The organism is Acinetobacter pittii ANC 4050 (assembly GCF_000399685.1).
In the GTDB taxonomy this organism is placed as follows: Bacteria; Pseudomonadota; Gammaproteobacteria; order Pseudomonadales; family Moraxellaceae; genus Acinetobacter; species Acinetobacter pittii_E.
Window position 1 is genome coordinate 2,864,921 of the sequence record NZ_KB976987.1, and the last position, 18,785, is coordinate 2,883,705.

13 protein-coding genes, 2 tRNA genes, 3 rRNA genes and 1 pseudogene are annotated in these 18,785 nt (G+C 41.6%); 6 read left to right on the forward strand and 13 right to left on the reverse strand.

Going from position 1 to position 18,785, the window contains the following annotated elements; genetic code table 11:
- Positions 1 to 6 precede the first annotated feature (6 nt).
- From cysK to def, 11 genes and pseudogenes are all read right to left on the reverse strand, one after another.
- A complete protein-coding gene (gene cysK, locus F931_RS17220; RefSeq protein ID WP_016142487.1) occupies positions 7 to 1,005 on the reverse strand; it encodes a cysteine synthase A in 999 nt (332 codons plus the stop codon).
- A gap of 121 nt (positions 1,006 to 1,126) precedes the next feature.
- Positions 1,127 to 1,241, reverse strand: a 5S ribosomal RNA gene (gene rrf / locus F931_RS17225).
- Positions 1,242 to 1,427: 186 nt separating this feature from the next.
- Positions 1,428 to 4,318 (reverse strand): 23S ribosomal RNA (locus F931_RS17230).
- A gap of 354 nt (positions 4,319 to 4,672) precedes the next feature.
- Positions 4,673 to 4,748, reverse strand: a tRNA-Ala gene (locus F931_RS17235).
- A 56-nt stretch (positions 4,749 to 4,804) separates the two neighbouring features.
- Positions 4,805 to 4,881, reverse strand: a tRNA-Ile gene (locus tag F931_RS17240).
- Between the two features lie 59 nt (positions 4,882 to 4,940).
- A 16S ribosomal RNA gene (locus tag F931_RS17245) occupies positions 4,941 to 6,478 on the reverse strand.
- Together the 16S, 23S and 5S rRNA genes with 2 tRNA genes alongside form the textbook arrangement of a ribosomal RNA operon.
- 519 nt (positions 6,479 to 6,997) lie before the next feature.
- Positions 6,998 to 7,127, reverse strand: a pseudogene (locus F931_RS22250) (TetR/AcrR family transcriptional regulator); the annotation flags it as partial.
- A 157-nt stretch (positions 7,128 to 7,284) separates the two neighbouring features.
- Positions 7,285 to 7,497 (reverse strand): hypothetical protein, encoded by a 213-nt coding sequence (locus F931_RS17250; protein ID WP_016142488.1) that lies wholly within the window; start codon positions 7,495 to 7,497, stop codon positions 7,285 to 7,287.
- Positions 7,498 to 7,550: 53 nt separating this feature from the next.
- Positions 7,551 to 9,665, reverse strand: a complete 2,115-nt coding sequence (gene oprC, locus F931_RS17255) for a TonB-dependent copper receptor (RefSeq protein WP_016142489.1) — start codon at positions 9,663 to 9,665, stop codon at positions 7,551 to 7,553.
- Between the two features lie 72 nt (positions 9,666 to 9,737).
- Positions 9,738 to 10,163 (reverse strand): DUF2946 family protein, encoded by a 426-nt coding sequence (locus F931_RS17260; protein ID WP_016142490.1) that lies wholly within the window; start codon positions 10,161 to 10,163, stop codon positions 9,738 to 9,740.
- Between the two features lie 43 nt (positions 10,164 to 10,206).
- Positions 10,207 to 10,737 (reverse strand): peptide deformylase, encoded by a 531-nt coding sequence (def, locus tag F931_RS17265; protein ID WP_016142491.1) that lies wholly within the window; start codon positions 10,735 to 10,737, stop codon positions 10,207 to 10,209.
- 122 nt (positions 10,738 to 10,859) lie between these two features.
- On the opposite strand from def, the gene F931_RS17270 reads away from it, so the two are divergent.
- From F931_RS17270 to yrdC, 3 genes are read left to right on the forward strand one after another with little or no spacing between them, the layout of a single operon-like run.
- On the forward strand, positions 10,860 to 12,014 hold the full coding sequence (locus F931_RS17270) for a LysM peptidoglycan-binding domain-containing protein (protein ID WP_016142492.1): 1,155 nt from the start codon (positions 10,860 to 10,862) through the stop codon (positions 12,012 to 12,014).
- A 20-nt stretch (positions 12,015 to 12,034) separates the two neighbouring features.
- Complete coding sequence (gene dprA / locus F931_RS17275) at positions 12,035 to 13,168, forward strand: DNA-processing protein DprA (protein ID WP_016142493.1); 1,134 nt, start codon at positions 12,035 to 12,037, stop codon at positions 13,166 to 13,168.
- Positions 13,169 to 13,218: 50 nt separating this feature from the next.
- On the forward strand, positions 13,219 to 13,788 hold the full coding sequence (gene yrdC / locus F931_RS17280) for an L-threonylcarbamoyladenylate synthase type 1 TsaC (protein WP_016142494.1): 570 nt from the start codon (positions 13,219 to 13,221) through the stop codon (positions 13,786 to 13,788).
- Positions 13,789 to 14,177: 389 nt separating this feature from the next.
- Here the strand turns inward: yrdC and F931_RS17285 are convergent, their stop codons facing one another.
- Positions 14,178 to 15,098 carry a DMT family transporter gene (locus F931_RS17285; protein ID WP_016142495.1) on the reverse strand — a complete coding sequence of 307 codons (921 nt, stop codon included), beginning with the start codon at positions 15,096 to 15,098 and terminating at the stop codon, positions 14,178 to 14,180.
- A 104-nt stretch (positions 15,099 to 15,202) separates the two neighbouring features.
- Positions 15,203 to 15,856, reverse strand: coding sequence for a TetR/AcrR family transcriptional regulator (locus F931_RS17290; protein WP_080649527.1), 654 nt, complete (start codon positions 15,854 to 15,856; stop codon positions 15,203 to 15,205).
- A 135-nt stretch (positions 15,857 to 15,991) separates the two neighbouring features.
- Between F931_RS17290 and nepI the strand changes: the two genes are divergently transcribed.
- The 3 genes from nepI to btuE all read left to right on the forward strand — a co-directional run bounded on the left by nepI (position 15,992) and on the right by btuE (position 18,658).
- Positions 15,992 to 17,206 carry an MFS transporter gene (nepI, locus tag F931_RS17295; protein WP_016142497.1) on the forward strand — a complete coding sequence of 405 codons (1,215 nt, stop codon included), beginning with the start codon at positions 15,992 to 15,994 and terminating at the stop codon, positions 17,204 to 17,206.
- Positions 17,207 to 17,227: 21 nt separating this feature from the next.
- Positions 17,228 to 17,992, forward strand: coding sequence for an AraC family transcriptional regulator (gene yeaM, locus F931_RS17300; protein WP_016142498.1), 765 nt, complete (start codon positions 17,228 to 17,230; stop codon positions 17,990 to 17,992).
- A 120-nt stretch (positions 17,993 to 18,112) separates the two neighbouring features.
- Positions 18,113 to 18,658 carry a glutathione peroxidase gene (btuE, locus tag F931_RS17305; protein WP_016142499.1) on the forward strand — a complete coding sequence of 182 codons (546 nt, stop codon included), beginning with the start codon at positions 18,113 to 18,115 and terminating at the stop codon, positions 18,656 to 18,658.
- The last annotated feature ends 127 nt before the right edge of the window (positions 18,659 to 18,785 follow it).

The window sequence follows — 18,785 nt, forward strand, 5'->3', positions numbered from 1 at the left end:
TTAATTTTATTCGTCAAATAAACCTTCAAATAAAACAGAAGATAAATAACGCTCCCCGCTGTCAGGAAGAATAACGAGTATTGTTTTACCAGCATTTTCAGGACGCTCTGCAATTTTAGCAGCAGCAGCCAAGGCAGCTCCACTTGAGATACCTACCAAAATACCTTCTTGAGTTGCACAGTTTCTCGCCCATTGAATTGCTTCCTCACTACTCACTGGTAAGACTTCATCAACCAGATTTAAATCAAGATTCTTTGGAATAAAGTTTGCACCAATCCCCTGAATTTTATGAGGTGCAGGAGTGATATTCTCTCCATTTTTGGTTTGAGTAATAATTGGAGACTCGGCAGGTTCAACAGCTACGGAGTATAGTGGCTTATTTTGGACTTGTTCAAAATAACGAGAAATACCCGTAATCGTACCGCCAGTACCTACGCCAGCAACTAAGATATCAACTTGCCCACCTGTTGCTTGCCAAATTTCTGGGCCAGTTGTATCTACATGAATTTGTGGATTGGCTGGGTTTTCGAATTGTTGAGGTAAGAAATAAACATCTGGCTGTTCAGTTGCTAATCGTACAGCTTCATCAACTGCACCTTTCATCCCTTTCGCTGGTTCAGTTAAAACCAAATTAGCGCCTAAAGCTTTTAATACTTTTCTACGTTCAAGACTCATGCTGGCTGGCATAGTCAAAGTAATTGGATAACCCTTCGCTGCAGCAACAAAAGCCAATGCAATCCCTGTATTACCACTGGTTGGCTCAACAATATGCATACCGTCTTTTAATACACCACGTTTTTCTGCATCCGCAATTAATGCTGCTCCAATACGGCATTTCACAGAAAAGGCAGGATTACGACTCTCTACTTTCGCTAATACAGTTGCGCTCGTTTTAATCAAACGGTTAATGCGGACTAAAGGCGTATTACCAATAGCTTCTGCATTATTTGAATAAACTGCGATACCTAAATTACTGGGTGTGGGGAATTGCTGATCGGTAGACATGTTATATCCTTATTAGATTTGATATGAATTTATTCCATTATAATCATATAAAGAATTGAATATATTATTCCGCGCATAAAAAAACACCCCTGACCATTGAGTCTGGGGTGTTTGAATAATGAGCTGGCGATGACTTACTCTCACATGGGTAACCCCACACTACCATCAGCGCTAAGAGGTTTCACTTCTGAGTTCGGGAAGGGATCAGGTGGTTCACTCTTGCTATGGTCGCCAGCACAACTGGTATGGATACTTGCTTCGTTTTATTCACATGGTGATACGTTGCGTTTTCCAAATCTTTACAGATGGGCTGATTGAATCTTACTTTATCTGTTCATTTTAGCTAAGCGTTTAACTAAATCAAGTTGCTTTGCATGTTTATGAATCGATTGATGCTTCATATACAACTGCTTGGGTGTTGTATAGTCAAGCCTCACGAGCAATTAGTATTGGTCAGCTTCACATATCACTATGCTTCCACATCCAACCTATCAACGTCCTAGTCTCGAACGGCTCTTTAGAGGAATAAATTCCTAGGGAAATCTTATCTTGAGGTAGGCTTCCCGCTTAGATGCTTTCAGCGGTTATCCCTTCCGAACATAGCTACCCGGCGATGCGACTGGCGTCACAACCGGTACACCAGAGGTTCGTCCACTCTGGTCCTCTCGTACTAGGAGCAGATCCTCTCAAATTTCCAGCGCCCACGGTAGATAGGGACCGAACTGTCTCACGACGTTCTAAACCCAGCTCGCGTACCTCTTTAAATGGCGAACAGCCATACCCTTGGGACCTGCTTCAGCCCCAGGATGAGATGAGCCGACATCGAGGTGCCAAACACCGCCGTCGATATGAACTCTTGGGCGGTATCAGCCTGTTATCCCCAGAGTACCTTTTATCCGTTGAGCGATGGCCCTTCCATACAGAACCACCGGATCACTAAGACCTACTTTCGTACCTGCTCGACTTGTGGGTCTCGCAGTTAAGCGCGCTTTTGCCTTTATACTCTACGCGTGATTTCCGACCACGCTGAGCGCACCTTCGTACTCCTCCGTTACTCTTTAGGAGGAGACCGCCCCAGTCAAACTACCCACCAGACACGGTCCTCGTCCCGGATAACGGGACAGAGTTAGAACCTCAACATTACCAGGGTGGTATTTCAAGGACGGCTCCATTGGAACTAGCGTTCCAACTTCAAAGCCTCCCACCTATCCTACACAAGTAAGGTCAAAGTTCAGTGTCAAGCTGCAGTAAAGGTTCACGGGGTCTTTCCGTCTAGCCGCGGGTACACTGCATCTTCACAGCGATTTCGATTTCACTGAGCCTCTGCTGGAGACAGCGCCGCCATCATTATGCCATTCGTGCAGGTCGGAACTTACCCGACAAGGAATTTCGCTACCTTAGGACCGTTATAGTTACGGCCGCCGTTTACTGGGGCTTCGATCAAGAGCTTCGCTTACGCTAACCCCATCAATTAACCTTCCAGCACCGGGCAGGCATCACACCCTATACGTCCACTTTCGTGTTTGCAGAGTGCTATGTTTTTAATAAACAGTTGCAGCGGCCTGGTTTCTGCGGCTGTCGTCAGCTCAGGAAGCAAGTTCCATCACCAACAACAGCGTACCTTCTCCCGAAGTTACGGTACCATTTTGCCTAGTTCCTTCAGCAGAGTTCTCTCAAGCGCCTTGGTCTACTCGACCTGACCACCTGTGTCGGTTTCGGGTACGATTCCTGTGTAACTGAAGCTTAGAGACTTTTCCTGGAAGCATGGTATCAGCCACTTCGCTGTACAAGTACAGCTTGCTATCGGATCTCAGTATAGAGTACCCCGGATTTGCCTAAGATACATACCTACATCCTTCCACCTGGACAACCAACGCCAGGCTGACTTAACCTTCTCCGTCCTCTCATCGCATTACACAGAAGTATTGGAATATTAACCAATTTCCCATCGACTACGCCTTTCGGCCTCGCCTTAGGGGTCGACTCACCCAGCCCCGATTAACGTTGGACTGGAACCCTTGGTCTTTCGGCGAACGGGTTTTTCACCCGTTTTGTCGTTACTCACGTCAGCATTCGCACTTCTGATACCTCCAGCATACTTCTCAATACACCTTCATCGGCTTACAGAACGCTCCCCTACCACTTGACTAATGTCAAATCCGCAGCTTCGGCACATAGTTTTAGCCCCGTTACATCTTCCGCGCAGGCCGACTCGACTAGTGAGCTATTACGCTTTCTTTAAAGGGTGGCTGCTTCTAAGCCAACCTCCTAGCTGTCTATGCCTTCCCACATCGTTTCCCACTTAACTATGATTTTGGGGCCTTAGCTGGCGGTCTGGATTGTTTTCCTCTTGACTACGGACGTTAGCACCCGCAGTCTGTCTCCCGGATAGTACTCATAGGTATTCGGAGTTTGCATCGGTTTGGTAAGTCGGGATGACCCCCTAGCCGAAACAGTGCTCTACCCCCTATGGTATTCGTCCGAGGCGCTACCTAAATAGCTTTCGGGGAGAACCAGCTATCACCAGGCTTGATTAGCCTTTCACCCCTATCCACAAGTCATCCCCTGGCTTTTCAACGACAGTGGGTTCGGTCCTCCAGTTAGTGTTACCCAACCTTCAACCTGCTCATGGATAGATCGCCTGGTTTCGGGTCTATACCCAGCAACTAAACGCCCTATTAAGACTCGGTTTCCCTACGGCTCCCCTATACGGTTAACCTTGCTACTGAATATAAGTCGCTGACCCATTATACAAAAGGTACGCAGTCACACCACGAAGGTGCTCCCACTGCTTGTATGCATGCGGTTTCAGGATCTATTTCACTCCCCTCACAGGGGTTCTTTTCGCCTTTCCCTCACGGTACTGGTTCACTATCGGTCAGTCAGGAGTATTTAGCCTTGGAGGATGGTCCCCCCATATTCAGACAAGGTTTCACGTGCCTCGCCCTACTCGTCATCATTATGTGTGCCCTTTCGTGTACGGGAATATCACCCTCTACGTTCGCACTTCCCAGAGCGTTCCACTAAAACACACATAACTTAATGGGCTGATCCCCGTTCGCTCGCCGCTACTGAGGGAATCTCAATTGATTTCTTTTCCTAAGGGTACTGAGATGTTTCACTTCCCCTCGTTCGCCTTGCAACACTATGTATTCATGTTGCAATACCTACCTTAAAGTAGGTGGGTTTCCCCATTCAGAAATCTCCGGATCAAAGGATATTTGCCGCCTCCCCGGAGCTTATCGCAGGCTATTACGTCTTTCATCGCCTCTGACTGCCAAGGCATCCACCACATGCACTTAATTACTTGACTATACAACCCCAAACAGTCGTCAACACCTACAAGTGAGTGTTGTCCGTGCGATTCTTCATCGCTACTATCTGTTGTCTGTGTACTTAAACACTGTACAGCTTCAATCTAAATTCATATACCAAAACGCTTGATTCAGTTAATTTGCTAGTTCTCAATTCATTCAGATTAATTGCTTAATCTAAACTCTTGAGTGAACAATTTATTTCAGACTCAATTTTGCCAATCTGTTAATGAATAAACATGCCTTCGTCAGGTCATGCTTAATACCGTGATACTTAAATCACAGAAGTTAATAAACCAAGATCATATAATCTCTATTTACTAATTTCTGTAATCCGAACTTCTCTTAAGTTCTGGTGGAGACTAGGAGAGTCGAACTCCTGACCTCCTGCGTGCAAAGCAGGCGCTCTACCAACTAAGCTAAGTCCCCAGCTTACATCATCAGTCATGTATCTTTTTATCTATAACTTTAACCAGTCAAAGTCATGGTGGGTCTGACAAGACTTGAACTTGTGACCCCACGCTTATCAAGCGTGTGCTCTAACCAACTGAGCTACAGACCCTCAGATACATCTATGAAGAACAACTTGTTGTGGATTCTTACCAATCGTCAATCTTTCGTTAAGGAGGTGATCCAGCCGCAGGTTCCCCTACGGCTACCTTGTTACGACTTCACCCCAGTCATCGGCCACACCGTGGTAACCGCCCTCTTTGCAGTTAGGCTAGCTACTTCTGGTGCAACAAACTCCCATGGTGTGACGGGCGGTGTGTACAAGGCCCGGGAACGTATTCACCGCGGCATTCTGATCCGCGATTACTAGCGATTCCGACTTCATGGAGTCGAGTTGCAGACTCCAATCCGGACTACGATCGGCTTTTTGAGATTAGCATCCTATCGCTAGGTAGCAACCCTTTGTACCGACCATTGTAGCACGTGTGTAGCCCTGGCCGTAAGGGCCATGATGACTTGACGTCGTCCCCGCCTTCCTCCAGTTTGTCACTGGCAGTATCCTTAAAGTTCCCGACATTACTCGCTGGCAAATAAGGAAAAGGGTTGCGCTCGTTGCGGGACTTAACCCAACATCTCACGACACGAGCTGACGACAGCCATGCAGCACCTGTATGTAAGTTCCCGAAGGCACCAATCCATCTCTGGAAAGTTCTCACTATGTCAAGGCCAGGTAAGGTTCTTCGCGTTGCATCGAATTAAACCACATGCTCCACCGCTTGTGCGGGCCCCCGTCAATTCATTTGAGTTTTAGTCTTGCGACCGTACTCCCCAGGCGGTCTACTTATCGCGTTAGCTGCGCCACTAAAGCCTCAAAGGCCCCAACGGCTAGTAGACATCGTTTACGGCATGGACTACCAGGGTATCTAATCCTGTTTGCTCCCCATGCTTTCGCACCTCAGCGTCAGTGTTAGGCCAGATGGCTGCCTTCGCCATCGGTATTCCTCCAGATCTCTACGCATTTCACCGCTACACCTGGAATTCTACCATCCTCTCCCACACTCTAGCTAACCAGTATCGAATGCAATTCCCAAGTTAAGCTCGGGGATTTCACATTTGACTTAATTAGCCGCCTACGCGCGCTTTACGCCCAGTAAATCCGATTAACGCTTGCACCCTCTGTATTACCGCGGCTGCTGGCACAGAGTTAGCCGGTGCTTATTCTGCGAGTAACGTCCACTATCTGAAGGTATTAACTTCAGTAGCCTCCTCCTCGCTTAAAGTGCTTTACAACCATAAGGCCTTCTTCACACACGCGGCATGGCTGGATCAGGCTTGCGCCCATTGTCCAATATTCCCCACTGCTGCCTCCCGTAGGAGTCTGGGCCGTGTCTCAGTCCCAGTGTGGCGGATCATCCTCTCAGACCCGCTACAGATCGTCGCCTTGGTAGGCCTTTACCCCACCAACTAGCTAATCCGACTTAGGCTCATCTATTAGCGCAAGGTCCGAAGATCCCCTGCTTTCTCCCGTAGGACGTATGCGGTATTAGCATTCCTTTCGAAATGTTGTCCCCCACTAATAGGCAGATTCCTAAGCATTACTCACCCGTCCGCCGCTAAGATCAGTAGCAAGCTACCTCTCTCCGCTCGACTTGCATGTGTTAAGCCTGCCGCCAGCGTTCAATCTGAGCCATGATCAAACTCTTCAGTTAAAATCATTTTGCACCTTATTTAAAGACAAGGTGCCAATTCTGGCTCATCAATTACTGACTTAAATTTCGCTCAAATAAACTTCGAGTAATTTAAACCAATCAATCAATGAAAATTATTTCGATTAATCAACCAGTAAAAATCCACACAAGTTGTTCTTCAATTCTCTTAATGATCTTCTTCCTGGTTCGTCACCAGCAAGCTAGGTCGGCTATATTACTCTTAATCTCTTAAAAGTCAACAGGTAATTTCGATATTTTTAAAACTTAATCTCAAAACCAACTTCTCATCAAATTCATCGCTTAAAGCAACCAACTTAATCACAAGTAACTGTTTTTCAACAAGTTTCTATCTGCATCACCGCCGATGGATGTGCATTATAGACCATCCCATCCCCTTTGCAAGCGAAAATTAGAAATTTATGACTTGAGCGTTCACTTTTAAATCAACAATCAATTTAACACATTGTTTTATATAAATAATTATTTTAATTATTTATTTTTGACCTAAATAAGCCAATATCATGCTCGACAATTCGCGCTTAAGTTGTTGTTCTGATATAAGAAAGTTGTTCTGACTCACATATCGCATCATCGTAAAAAGCGTACTATTAATAATTACAAAGGATTTATGCTGCACCTTTTCGAAGTCCGATGCCCCATCCGCCCTATACAAAATTTGGTTTAAAGTTTTATCAGAATCAAGGTAAGGCAAAAACCTTAGCAAGTATGCATCAATAATTTTTAAAACCTAAAAATAAAAAAAGGAAGTCTGTTAACCAGACTTCCTTTTTCAAATTTTAAAGAGCTTATTGAGCTGATGAACTGTGCATGTGCATTTCAGCTTGATTCATTTGCTCATGTGACTCCATCATCTGCTTATTTTTTTGACTTGGCATGTAGTCAGGTTCGTTGTTAATTGCTAAGTAAAAAACAATCATAAACAATAAGCTTAAGATAGAAGCTACAATCAGTAACTTCCATCCCCACCAAGACTGTTCAGGCGATAATTTATTAGTCATTTCATTTCTCTCATTAAGTTAATAGTTTCAGTTCATCTATTTCGCTAAGCTTATTAAAACTTCATGCTCATACGAACCCAGTAATTTCTTCCGATATTATTGAACTGCTCTTCACTCGCAAATCCAAAGCCCGTACTCCCCGCTTTGTTTAAGTGTTCGGTGTAGGTTTTATCTAATACGTTGTCGATACCAACAGAGACATCGATATCTTTACGAAGGTTGTAGCTTCCATTTAAAGAAAGAGTTGAAAAACCTTTACTTGGTTTTAGGTCATAACCCACGATATTACCTTGATGTAGGCTCACACGGTTTTGCTCAGCAACAGCTCGCCACAACAGACCCAAGTTATATTTGTCAGCTACATAGCGAATATTTAAGCGGCCTTCTAATGGTGAAATTTGTGGTAGTGGTTTGTCATCAGTGGTGTTTTTACCCCATGCATACATCGCACTCAAATCTGCCTGGATATGGTCGGTAAATTGATATCCAATACCAGCTTCCGCTCCTGCGATGGTTACATCGACGTTTTTGGCGCCTGCAGTAATATCATGACTCATATCATGTCCACCCATTCCCATACTTGGATGATGGTGGTAACTCATTAAAATGTAGTCATCTACTAAGCCTGCATAAGCAGAAGCCCATGTATTTAAAGCACCATGTTGCTGCTGGAAGCCCATATCCAACTGTAATGTTTTCTCAGGATTCACACCGTTAAAGGTATTGGTTGAGCCAGCATTCCCATGTTTAGGCGAGAAAAGCTCCCAATAATCGGGCATACGCTCTACATAACCTAAACCGATATAGCTTTTTAGGTCATGCTCAGGATGTTGGTTTTCCCAACGAACAAATGCGCTTGGTAAAGTCTTTTCAAGTTTAGTATTGAAGCCTTTTGCTTGAGAATCGGCACGTTCATCTTCAACTGTGACTCGATCTAAACGTACTCCTGTAACCAGTTTGTTGAGATCGTTCCATTGATAACCGAGTTCACCAAAAGCACCGTATGATTGAAAACGCATATCTTGGCGATATGGAATATTCATTGAAGGCATGGTTGGCGATGACATGCTACCGCCATGTTTATTAAATTGAGAATCTACACCTGTAATCAAACTCCACTTATTCCATTCAGAAGTCATGGCCAAACGTGAATTTAATGTACGACGCGTTACTTGCATTGCCATTGGATTTGGCATCAGCATGGTCATACCACCATGGTTCATTTCAACTAATGGAGGTGTACGTAAGCTAAAGTTATCCATAATATGGTCGTTATAGCTGTAGTTCACTTGCCCTTCAATTTTCTTAATGACATTAGTGATATTTTTCTTTTCGAACCGTAGACCTAAGCTTTCGCGCGCAAACTGAGAACCGTCCATTGAACGTCCAGCATAAAGCGATTCACCATCAGATTTTCCACCAGTGAGTTCGACCCACGTGTTTTCATCTGGAGTAAAGCCAAGCGCTATATCTGCATTCCACTTTTTCCATGCTGAGGGCACGGTATTGCCATCCCCATCTTGATAACTATTGGATTCTGAACGGTTGGCATTTAAACGAATATATTTTTTCTCATCACCCAATGCTGCTTCAACATTATGGTCAATACGCCCATATGAACCTAGTAAGACACTCGCTTGCCCACGATAAGGTTTTTCAGAGGTGAGTTTCTCAGGTTGACGTTCAAAAAGTACCGTAGCGGCCGAACCTGTATTGGCATATTGAACCGTTTGTGGACCTTTAATGACAGAAATACGATCATAACTTTCTGGAGAGATATAAGAAGTCGGAGCATCCATACGGTTTGGACATGCACCCAAGTTCTCAGTTCCATCAGTCAAAATTTTGATGCGTGAACCAAACATACCTCGGAATGTCACATCACCATTTGTTCCACCGCTTTGTATCGAGTTAAATCCCATAATACTTTGCAGATAGTCTGCTCCATCGGTAGCAGGTACGGGCTGAATCGGTTGCTTTGGATCTGCATGTACGATCGGACCATTTGCATCGTTGCCTTGTTGTGCGGTAACAACGATGGGTGCCAATGAATGAAGAGTATTAGTATCAAGATCATTTTTTTCTGAATCAGCAAAAACTAGACCCGAATGAGAGGCAGCAAGCATCGCAACCCATAACGGTTGTAATAAGAATTTAGAATGTGGCATTTTTATACGCTCTAAAACATAAATAAAGTGATATTGAAGTCAGTTAAGACCCCAACAAAAAATTGCTTTTATTTATGCAAATAGAGGCGGTGCGCGCCCTTGCGGGAGTAGAAAAAGTCGCTGTAGCGCAAAGTAAACATGTCGAAATGCTTGTTGATAGGCGACTAAGCGGACTTGTATGCGGACTAAAACTTCTTTTACACCAAATTCAGGTGGTAAAACCAAATTGGCATAGACGGTACAATACTGACACTGGTGATTTGCATCATGATGATCATGTTGTCCAGAGGTTTGTACTTGTTCAATATGATGTTCATGATGTGAATGCATGGTATGTGACATGATTTCCGTCTGTGCTTTAGGTTTAAGCAAAGCAAGGGTAATAGTTTCACAGACCGGAGCAATTTGATATTGCTTCGGTAATAGCGGCTGTAGAAACACCGCAATCTGTAAAAATACTGCTGCACATGCAAGCAGTAACCCACTACGAAAAACCAAAAATCACATCCACACTATATTCATATTTCAAGAATAGAAATTTTTAACGTTTTACTGCAACTTTTTCACGCTCACGTTGACGAACAACTTTTTCAACTTTTTCTCGTGCGCGCTGACGTTTAAGTGGCGACAAATAATCCACAAATAATTTGCCATTTAAGTGATCCATTTCATGTTGGATACAAACAGCGAGAAGTCCATCAGCTTCTATCTCAAATGCTTGACCTTCAAGGTTAATTGCCTCAATTTTCACACGTGACGGACGCTCAACTTTGTCGTATATTTGTGGCACCGATAGGCAGCCTTCTTCGTACTGCTGCGTATCTTCTGTCAGTGGAGTAATTTTGGGGTTAATGAAAACCATCGGGTCATCTTTAGATTCAGACAAATCTATGACGATAAGCTGAATATGATGATCGACCTGTGAAGCTGCTAAACCAATACCCGGTGCGGCATACATGGTTTCAAGCATATCTGCTGCAAGTTGACGAATTTCATCAGTAACTTCTTCAACAGGCTTAGCAATGGTACGAAGACGGGGATCAGGAAAACTTAAAATAGGTAATAAGGCCATACTGACGTCCTCACTTATGCCATTGATTAAAAAACCAAATGAAGGAAATACTTCATCGAAAAATTGTGTGTTAGCCGCCTATTATAACGCATCTGCACGCATAATTTTTAGGAATTATCATAATGAAAAAGGTTTTTGACGGCATGGTTCAATTTCATGCTTTGGGGATAAAAAAGCATTTACTTGCTTTCGCACTTTTTACAGGGGTTGCATTCGGTACGGTAGCAGAGGTTTATGCTGCTAGTCCAAACCATAATCCACCCTCTCTTAAAAGTAATGCACCACATGTCTACGTAGTAAAACGGGGAGATACGCTATGGGATATTTCCGGTCACTTTCTGAGTAAACCTTGGCGCTGGCCTGAAATTTGGGCAAATAATCAGCATGTCAAAAATCCGCATTGGATTTATCCAGGTGATCGACTCTTGCTATGTAGTTTAGATGGCCGGCCATTAGTTGGAAAAGATGAGGGAGACGGTTGTGTCGGCATTATTCGCCGTTACACAGGCCAAATGACAAATTTACAACCTCAAGTTCGTGTAGAGTCAATTAACAATAACATCCCTGTTATTCCTCTTGAACATATCAAGCAGTGGTTAGAACACAGCACTATTCTGCCAGCTGACGCAATTGAACATACTCCTTATGTAGTAGGTACTGCCGATCAACGAGTACTTGCAGCAAAAGGTCAAACTATTTATGCACGTGGACAAGGTTTGATTGATGGTCAACGTTATGCCGTCTACCGTGAAGGTGAACCTTATTATTTCACAGATAATAAAGGCAAAAAGCATAGTCTAGGTATTGAGCTACAACAAGTTGCCTCGGGGATTGCTATCTCTTCGGAAAAAGACATTACCACGCTTGAGTTAACTGACAGCTACGATTCTGAAGTACGTCGTGGTGATCGGGTTATGCCAGAAGAAGAGGCTACATTGCCTACTTTATTTTATCCAGTGGACGCTACTCAAGTGCCAGATGGTGGCAAAATCATTCGTGTCATGGGATCAATTGGCACTGCCGCCAAAAATAGTGTTGTGACTTTGGACCGCGGTACAACTCAAGGTGTTCAAGTAGGCCAAGTTTTTGATATTACGCAGCAAGGCGAAACTATTCGCGATCCTAAAACTAAGGAATCAATAAAGTTACCTGGCCAGCAAATTGGTAGCCTAATGGTTTTTAGAACCTTTGATCAGTTGAGTTATGCCTACGTATTAGAAAGCGATTTACCAATTAAAGTTGGTTCAAGCATTCAGCCGCCTCGCTTTAATGATTAACGCTGGATGTACCTTTTAAAATGCTTACTCAACTTTCTTCACACCATTACCACACGCTTAAAGTGTGGTATTTGGTGCAGCACTCTTTAGTTAGTTTTAAAAAAATTATTGATTATTTTGGTCACTGTGAAAAAGCAGTCCAGCCAAATGGATTAGCACAGTGGTCTAATCTTGGTTTACACGCCAATCATTTAAAACGCGTAGATGAATTTCAAACCGCTCAAGGTCAAGCTCAGTTTGAAAAACTGGTTCAACAGATTCATCAACATACCGACTTTATTTTAACGGCAGATGACTCAGGCTATCCCACTCAATTACTACCTTATACAGATCATCCACCTATCATTTTTGGAAAAGGTCAGGCACAAGCCTTATTGCAACCACAAATTGCGATTGTCGGTAGTCGAAAACCAAGCCCGCATGGTCGTCAGGTTGCTTATGATTTTGCCTACTACTTAAGTGAAAAAGGATTTTATGTAAGTAGTGGCTTGGCATATGGAATTGACGAAGCTGCTCATCAAGGAGCTGCCGCACATCAACGTACCATTGCAGTGACAGGAACAGGTTTAGATAGTACCTACCCTGCTCAAAATAAAAAACTTGCCGAACAAATTTTGGCTCAAAACGGCGCCATTATTACTGAGTTTTTACCTGGTACCCCACCATTACAACAGCATTTTCCCCGTCGGAACCGAATTGTCAGTGGTTTAAGTTTAGGCGTGTTAGTGGTAGAAGCTACATTAAAGAGTGGTTCTCTCATTACTGCGAACAAAGCAGCCGAACAAGGTAAAACCGTATTTGCTATTCCTGGTCATATTTACAGTGAATTTCATCAAGGTTGTCATCAACTCATTCGTGAAGGAGCAATTTTAGTTGATCATCCTGAGCAGATTATTGAAGACCTTGCGTTACCCACCCAATGGCAAAGTCAGCAACAGAACTCAACTGAGGAAGAAATAGTTTCTTGCGCCCCAGAAATTCCTGAGCATTTAATTGGCCTTTATCAGTCTTTAGACTGGGTTGGACAAGATATTGACCAGCTTGTTTTGCATCACTCTCAACCTGTGGCAGAACTCACCTCTTCACTGATGGAACTAGAACTACTTGGTTTATGTATGCAACAATCAGGGTTGTATTTACGTTGTCGTTCTTAGTATTGGAGCGCACAATAAAATTCTGTCTGATTGAAAGGAAGAGTATTACCATGATTACCACCTCAGTTACCGAAGCAGCCGAATGTTTACAACAAGGTCAAGTTTTGGCATATCCAACTGAGGCAGTTTGGGGGCTAGGTTGCGACCCTTTTAATGAGCAAGCTTTTCAAAAGATTCTTGAACTCAAGCAAAGGCCTATTGAAAAAGGCGTAATTCTATTAGCAGGCCATATTAGCCAAGTTGAGCACCTGCTCACTTCGCTCCCTCAAACAACCCAGCAAGAAATTATTGATTGTTGGACGAATCATCAACCTTCAGAAAGAGCGACAACTTGGCTATTACCTGCTGGTGAACATATTCCTTCATGGATTAAAGGTAAACATCCGCTTGTTGCTGTTCGAGTCACCACTCATCCTTTATGTGTAGCATTATGCAATGCTTTTCATGGATTTATTGTCTCGACGAGTGCTAACCCAAGTGGGCAAGAACCTGCTCACTCACTACAAGATGCCTGCCAATACTTTGGTTCACAATTAAACTATCTCAATGGTGACTTAGGCCAAAGTCAGCAACCAAGTAGAATTATTAATGCCCTTACTGGAGAGATTATTCGCGCCTAATCCAGACAAAAAAAAGCTCAGTTATATAGGGATAACTGAGCATAAAAAAGGATGGGTATATACCACATCCAGAGGGTTTGAATATCTCTGCAACGAAAGATAATTTGCAAAAAAGCACGTCTTTCGTAGTGGTCGCTATTATGTAGTAAGAGATCAAATGAGAGAAATATATTATTTCTCTAAAAAAAGCATGAAAAGTGTAGGGAATTTGCAAGTTTTCGCTTATAAATTAAAATTATATTAATATTTTTGCTCGGCTTTTTTAATATTTATATTTCAACCTACTTTTATAAACTATTTATAAATCATATAGAAAAACTTTAACTAAGAAAAAAATGGCATATTTTCATCAGTTTTTTTCAAAATATGCCATAGTTTTTTCCCCGACTTTAGTTTTGCTCTTGGATTAATTCACTCTTTTTAGGACTGACCTTCTTTTGAGCCATGATAATACCAATTAAGATAACAATCCCACCTAGCGTATGATAAATGGTCCACTGTTCAGATAACCAGACGCTTGCAATAACTGCTGTAAAAACAGGAACCAAGTTCATAAAAATACTTGTTCTATTAGGACCAAGCTGTTGAACAGCTAACATCCAAACTAACGGCGCGATGAGCGAAGCAAATACGCCCGCATAAATAGCGCTTGGTGCATTTTCTACATTTAAAGCATCAAGTCCAAACCAGAGAATTAAAGGAATATGAAATATTACAGAAAATCCAATCTGAACATATAAGCTTGTCATAATTGGTAGAGGTAACTGCCATTTTTTCAGGAAAACCCCATAAAATGCATAGAAGAATACGGCAATAATCATTAACGCATCACCAAGATGCCCGCCACCACTTAATAACTTATTAATATTTCCTTGGGACATGACATATAGCAAGCCTGCAAAAGACAAAATACTGCCAAAAACTGCAAAGCGGTTAGGCACATCTTTTAAAATGGCAAGCGAAACAAAGATCGTAAAGATAGGAATAAATGCATTCACAATTCCCATATTGGTTGCACTGGTATAATGGGCAGCCGTATAAGCTAAACCTTGATAAAGTACCATCCCAAATGCACTTAGCACAGCAAGCTTAGGTAAATATGGTTTTACCAGTTGTCTTTGTCTCCAAACAGGCAAAAACATAAAGGGAGTCAAAATAATAAAAGCGATTAACCACCGATAGAAGCTAATACTTACCGGCGAGATATAATCCGAAACATAGCGGGTGACTACAATATTTAAAGACCAAATCAGTACTGCCAAAATGGGAAAAATAAATGCCCATTTGTGATATTTCATGACCTGACTCATAACAATGCACCCTCTACAAAAGAGATTTTATTTTGGAGAATGTCTTAATAAATTGAAATATCGTATTTCCGACATTGATATTGAACTTAGGACATCTCCCTTTTTTAAAATAATGTCCAAGCTTTCATGGCATGCTCTACAACTTTATGCAATTGCTCAGTACTCGCGCCGTCTCTGGCCTGAATAGTAAGGCCTTGAATGACTGTAGCATAAAAATCTGTCATTTCCTGTAGAGGAGCATTGGCAGATAAATCACCCTGCTCGACACCTTGTTGAAGACGTTTTAATAATTTTTCTTTGGTCTTTATGCGTTTATCCAATAGATTTTGCTGCACATCTTGAGTGGCATCAGAACAATTCATGGCAGCAACCACCAACATACAACCTGCGGGCTTATTCGGTTGAATTAAGCGTTTTACATTGTCATAAAGATATAACTCAAAAGCGATTTTTGCCGTTTTTGCTTCTAAAAAAATGGTTTCTATGGGACATGCTTCATGAGCCAAATAGTAATCAATACTTTTATAAAACAGCCCTGCCTTATCCCCAAAGGTACTATATAAGCTCGGTGCTGTAATTTCTAAAGCTTGCGTTAAGTCGCTAATAGATGTTGCTTCATAGCCATGCTCCCAAAAGAGCAACATTGCTTTTTGCAAAACCTCTTGCTCATTAAAGCATTTAGGACGCCCACGCTTCTTTTTTAGCGTTTCTTCAGTAACAACAAGGTCTGTTTCATGCCTATTTGTCATAAAGATCACATCTATTTTTATAACAATCGTTATTAAATTAATTGACGTTCGATTTTTTATCAACTATTTTATTTTCATAATGATCGTTAGTTAATTAATAAATTGCCTTTCTTTACTCCAAATTTAGACAAGTAAGGATCTCCTATGGACCAATCTTCTATTTCTAAAGCGCGACCCACGACCTCCACTCAAGGGAGCTGGTTTGCTATTTTGGCCGTTTCTATTGCTGCATTTGCATTAGTAACAAGTGAATTTTTACCTGTTGGTGTTTTAAATAGTGTCGCAACTGATTTAAATATTTCTGTAGGTACAGCAGGCCTGATTATTACTGTACCCGGCATTATGGCAGCAATTGCGGCACCTCTATTGCCTGTATCCGTAAAACAACTTGATCGGCGTTATGTACTTATCTTGCTGACGGCCATTATGGTGATTGCCAATACCATTACTGCCTTTGCTGAAAACTTTCATGTTTTATTGTTGAGCCGTTTAATTTTAGGTATTTCAATTGGTGGTTTCTGGGCGACAGCAATTGCTTTAAGTGGAAAATTAGCTCCTTCACATCTTCCTATTGCTAAAGCAACTGCGGTCGTGATGGCAGGTGTAACTTTTGCTACAGTTTTAGGTGTGCCTATTGGAACATGGCTAAGTGAATTTTATGGTTGGCGCAGCGCTTTTGGAATTACAGCAGGCATTGGCTTAATTGTTTTAATCTTACAATTAATCTTTTTACCTAAACTTGTACCGGACTCGGCAATTCACCTGAAAGACTTACCAGCACTCTTACGTACGCCCAAAGCACGTAGTGGTATGTTAATTGTCTTACTGATTGGACTTGCTCATTTCTGTGCCTATAGCTATTTAGCCCCTTTCTTTAAAAATGTTGCCGGTTTCAATGGCACAACCATTAGTTCATTATTATTGCTCTATGGTATTGCAGGTATTTTCGGAAATGCTTTTGCCGGATATAGTGGCAACCTAAATGTCCGTTATACATTAGCTTTTGTCGGTACATGCTTCGCAATCGTATTTTTTGGATTCCCTCTTTTTGCTATCCATGAGTTTGGTGCTATTGTCTTAACAGCTTTATGGGGATTCGCATTTGGCGCTTTCCCTACCTCTGCCAATATTTGGATGTTTGTACATGCACCAAATGCCGTTGAAAAAGGTATGCCTCTTTTTGTTGGTATGTTTCAGGTAATGATTGCAACAGGTTCTTTATTAGGTGGCTATGTAGTTGATCATTTCAATGAAAATACTTTAATTTATGGAGTATTAAGCTTCGTTGCCTTAGCATTACTAAGTACATTCACCTTAGCAAAAGGCTTAAATAATCCTAAAGCGACTTGTGAAAATTAAAATATGAGTTAGAGCATATAGATGAACAATGAGGACCAAGCATTTTCTTTATTGAACAGTATAGAAGTTCATGAATTTCTATACCAAAAAGAAGATATTGTTCGTCCTCATGCATCTCTCTGGGGAGATTTTAATTTTAGTTTGAATGGCATTTTGGAAATGCAAGTAGAGGAACAAATCTACTTATCTCCTCCAAGCTATGGGCTTTGGATTCCTCCTCAAACAGTTCATCAATCTACTCATATCGACCATGAAATTCATTATATCTGTATTCGGTTACACCCTAGCCTCTGCTCTATTTTAGGTAACGTATGTAAATGTTTTAGTATTCAGCCTTTCTTTCGAACCTTAGTTCTCCAAATTTTAGAACAGCAAAAACAAACCGAACAACCTGAATACTTAGAACATCTTTTACAAGTTTTATTCGATCAACTTAAACAAGCCCCTGCATATTCACATTATTTACCGCAAACGCGTCATCCTGTTTTATTGCCTATTCTAGAAAAACTTTCAGATCCTTTACTTTTTAATCACTCTTTACAGCAGTTGCTTCAGAACTTTTCAGTAAGTGATCGTCACTTATTACGTTTGAGTCAACAAGAGCTTCAGCTTTCGTTGTCCGAATGGAGAAATCGGGCCAAAATTGTTTATGCCATTCATCAGATTCGCCAAGGAACACCTATCAAGCGTTTAGCATACGATTTAGGTTATCAACATAGCTCAAGTTTTATTGAGTTTTTTAAACGTTACACTGGGCAAACGCCTATCCAAATCAGAAATAACTAGAATTCAGATTATCTTTAAAAACTTTTTCTTTTTTGAACACGAATATTATTGCACTACCCCTCAATAGCAGTTAAAACAAATGCGTTACTTGATATCAATTACAATTTTTAGGAAAGACTCATGACACAATCTGTATATCACATTCCAGTAAAAGCTATTTCAGGCGAAACGGTTGATCTTGAACAATATAAAGGTAAAGTTCTACTTATTGTAAATACTGCTTCTAAATGTGGTTTAACTCCACAATACGAAGGCTTAGAAAAACTTTATCAAGCAAAAAAAGATCAAGGTCTTGAAATTTTAGGTTTCCCTGCAAATAATTTTAAAGAGCAAGAACCGGGTTCTGATGAAGAAATTCAGCAATTTTGTTCATTAAATTATGATGTTCATTTTCCTTTATTTTCTAAGGTTTCTGTAGTCGGCGAAGACAAGCATCCACTTTACCAAGCTTTGACAGCAGCTCAACCAGAACGTACTGGTGAAGGTCCTTTCCGTGAGCGTTTAGAAGGCTTAGGTATTCCAACCAATCCCGCTCCAGAAGTTTTATGGAATTTCGAAAAGTTCTTAATTAATAAGAATGGTGAAGTCGTGGCTCGCTTTGCTCCAAACATAACAGCAGACGACGAACAAATTGTTAAAGCAGTTGAAGCAGAATTAGCAAAATAAAATTTTTAAACGTGAAAAAGGGCGTTTTATACGCTCTTTTTTATTATCCTTGCAAATGTTGTTAGTTTGCAAAAATACAATCTTTCTTCATATTTTATGCCTATAGTACCTATTTGCTTTATTTGAT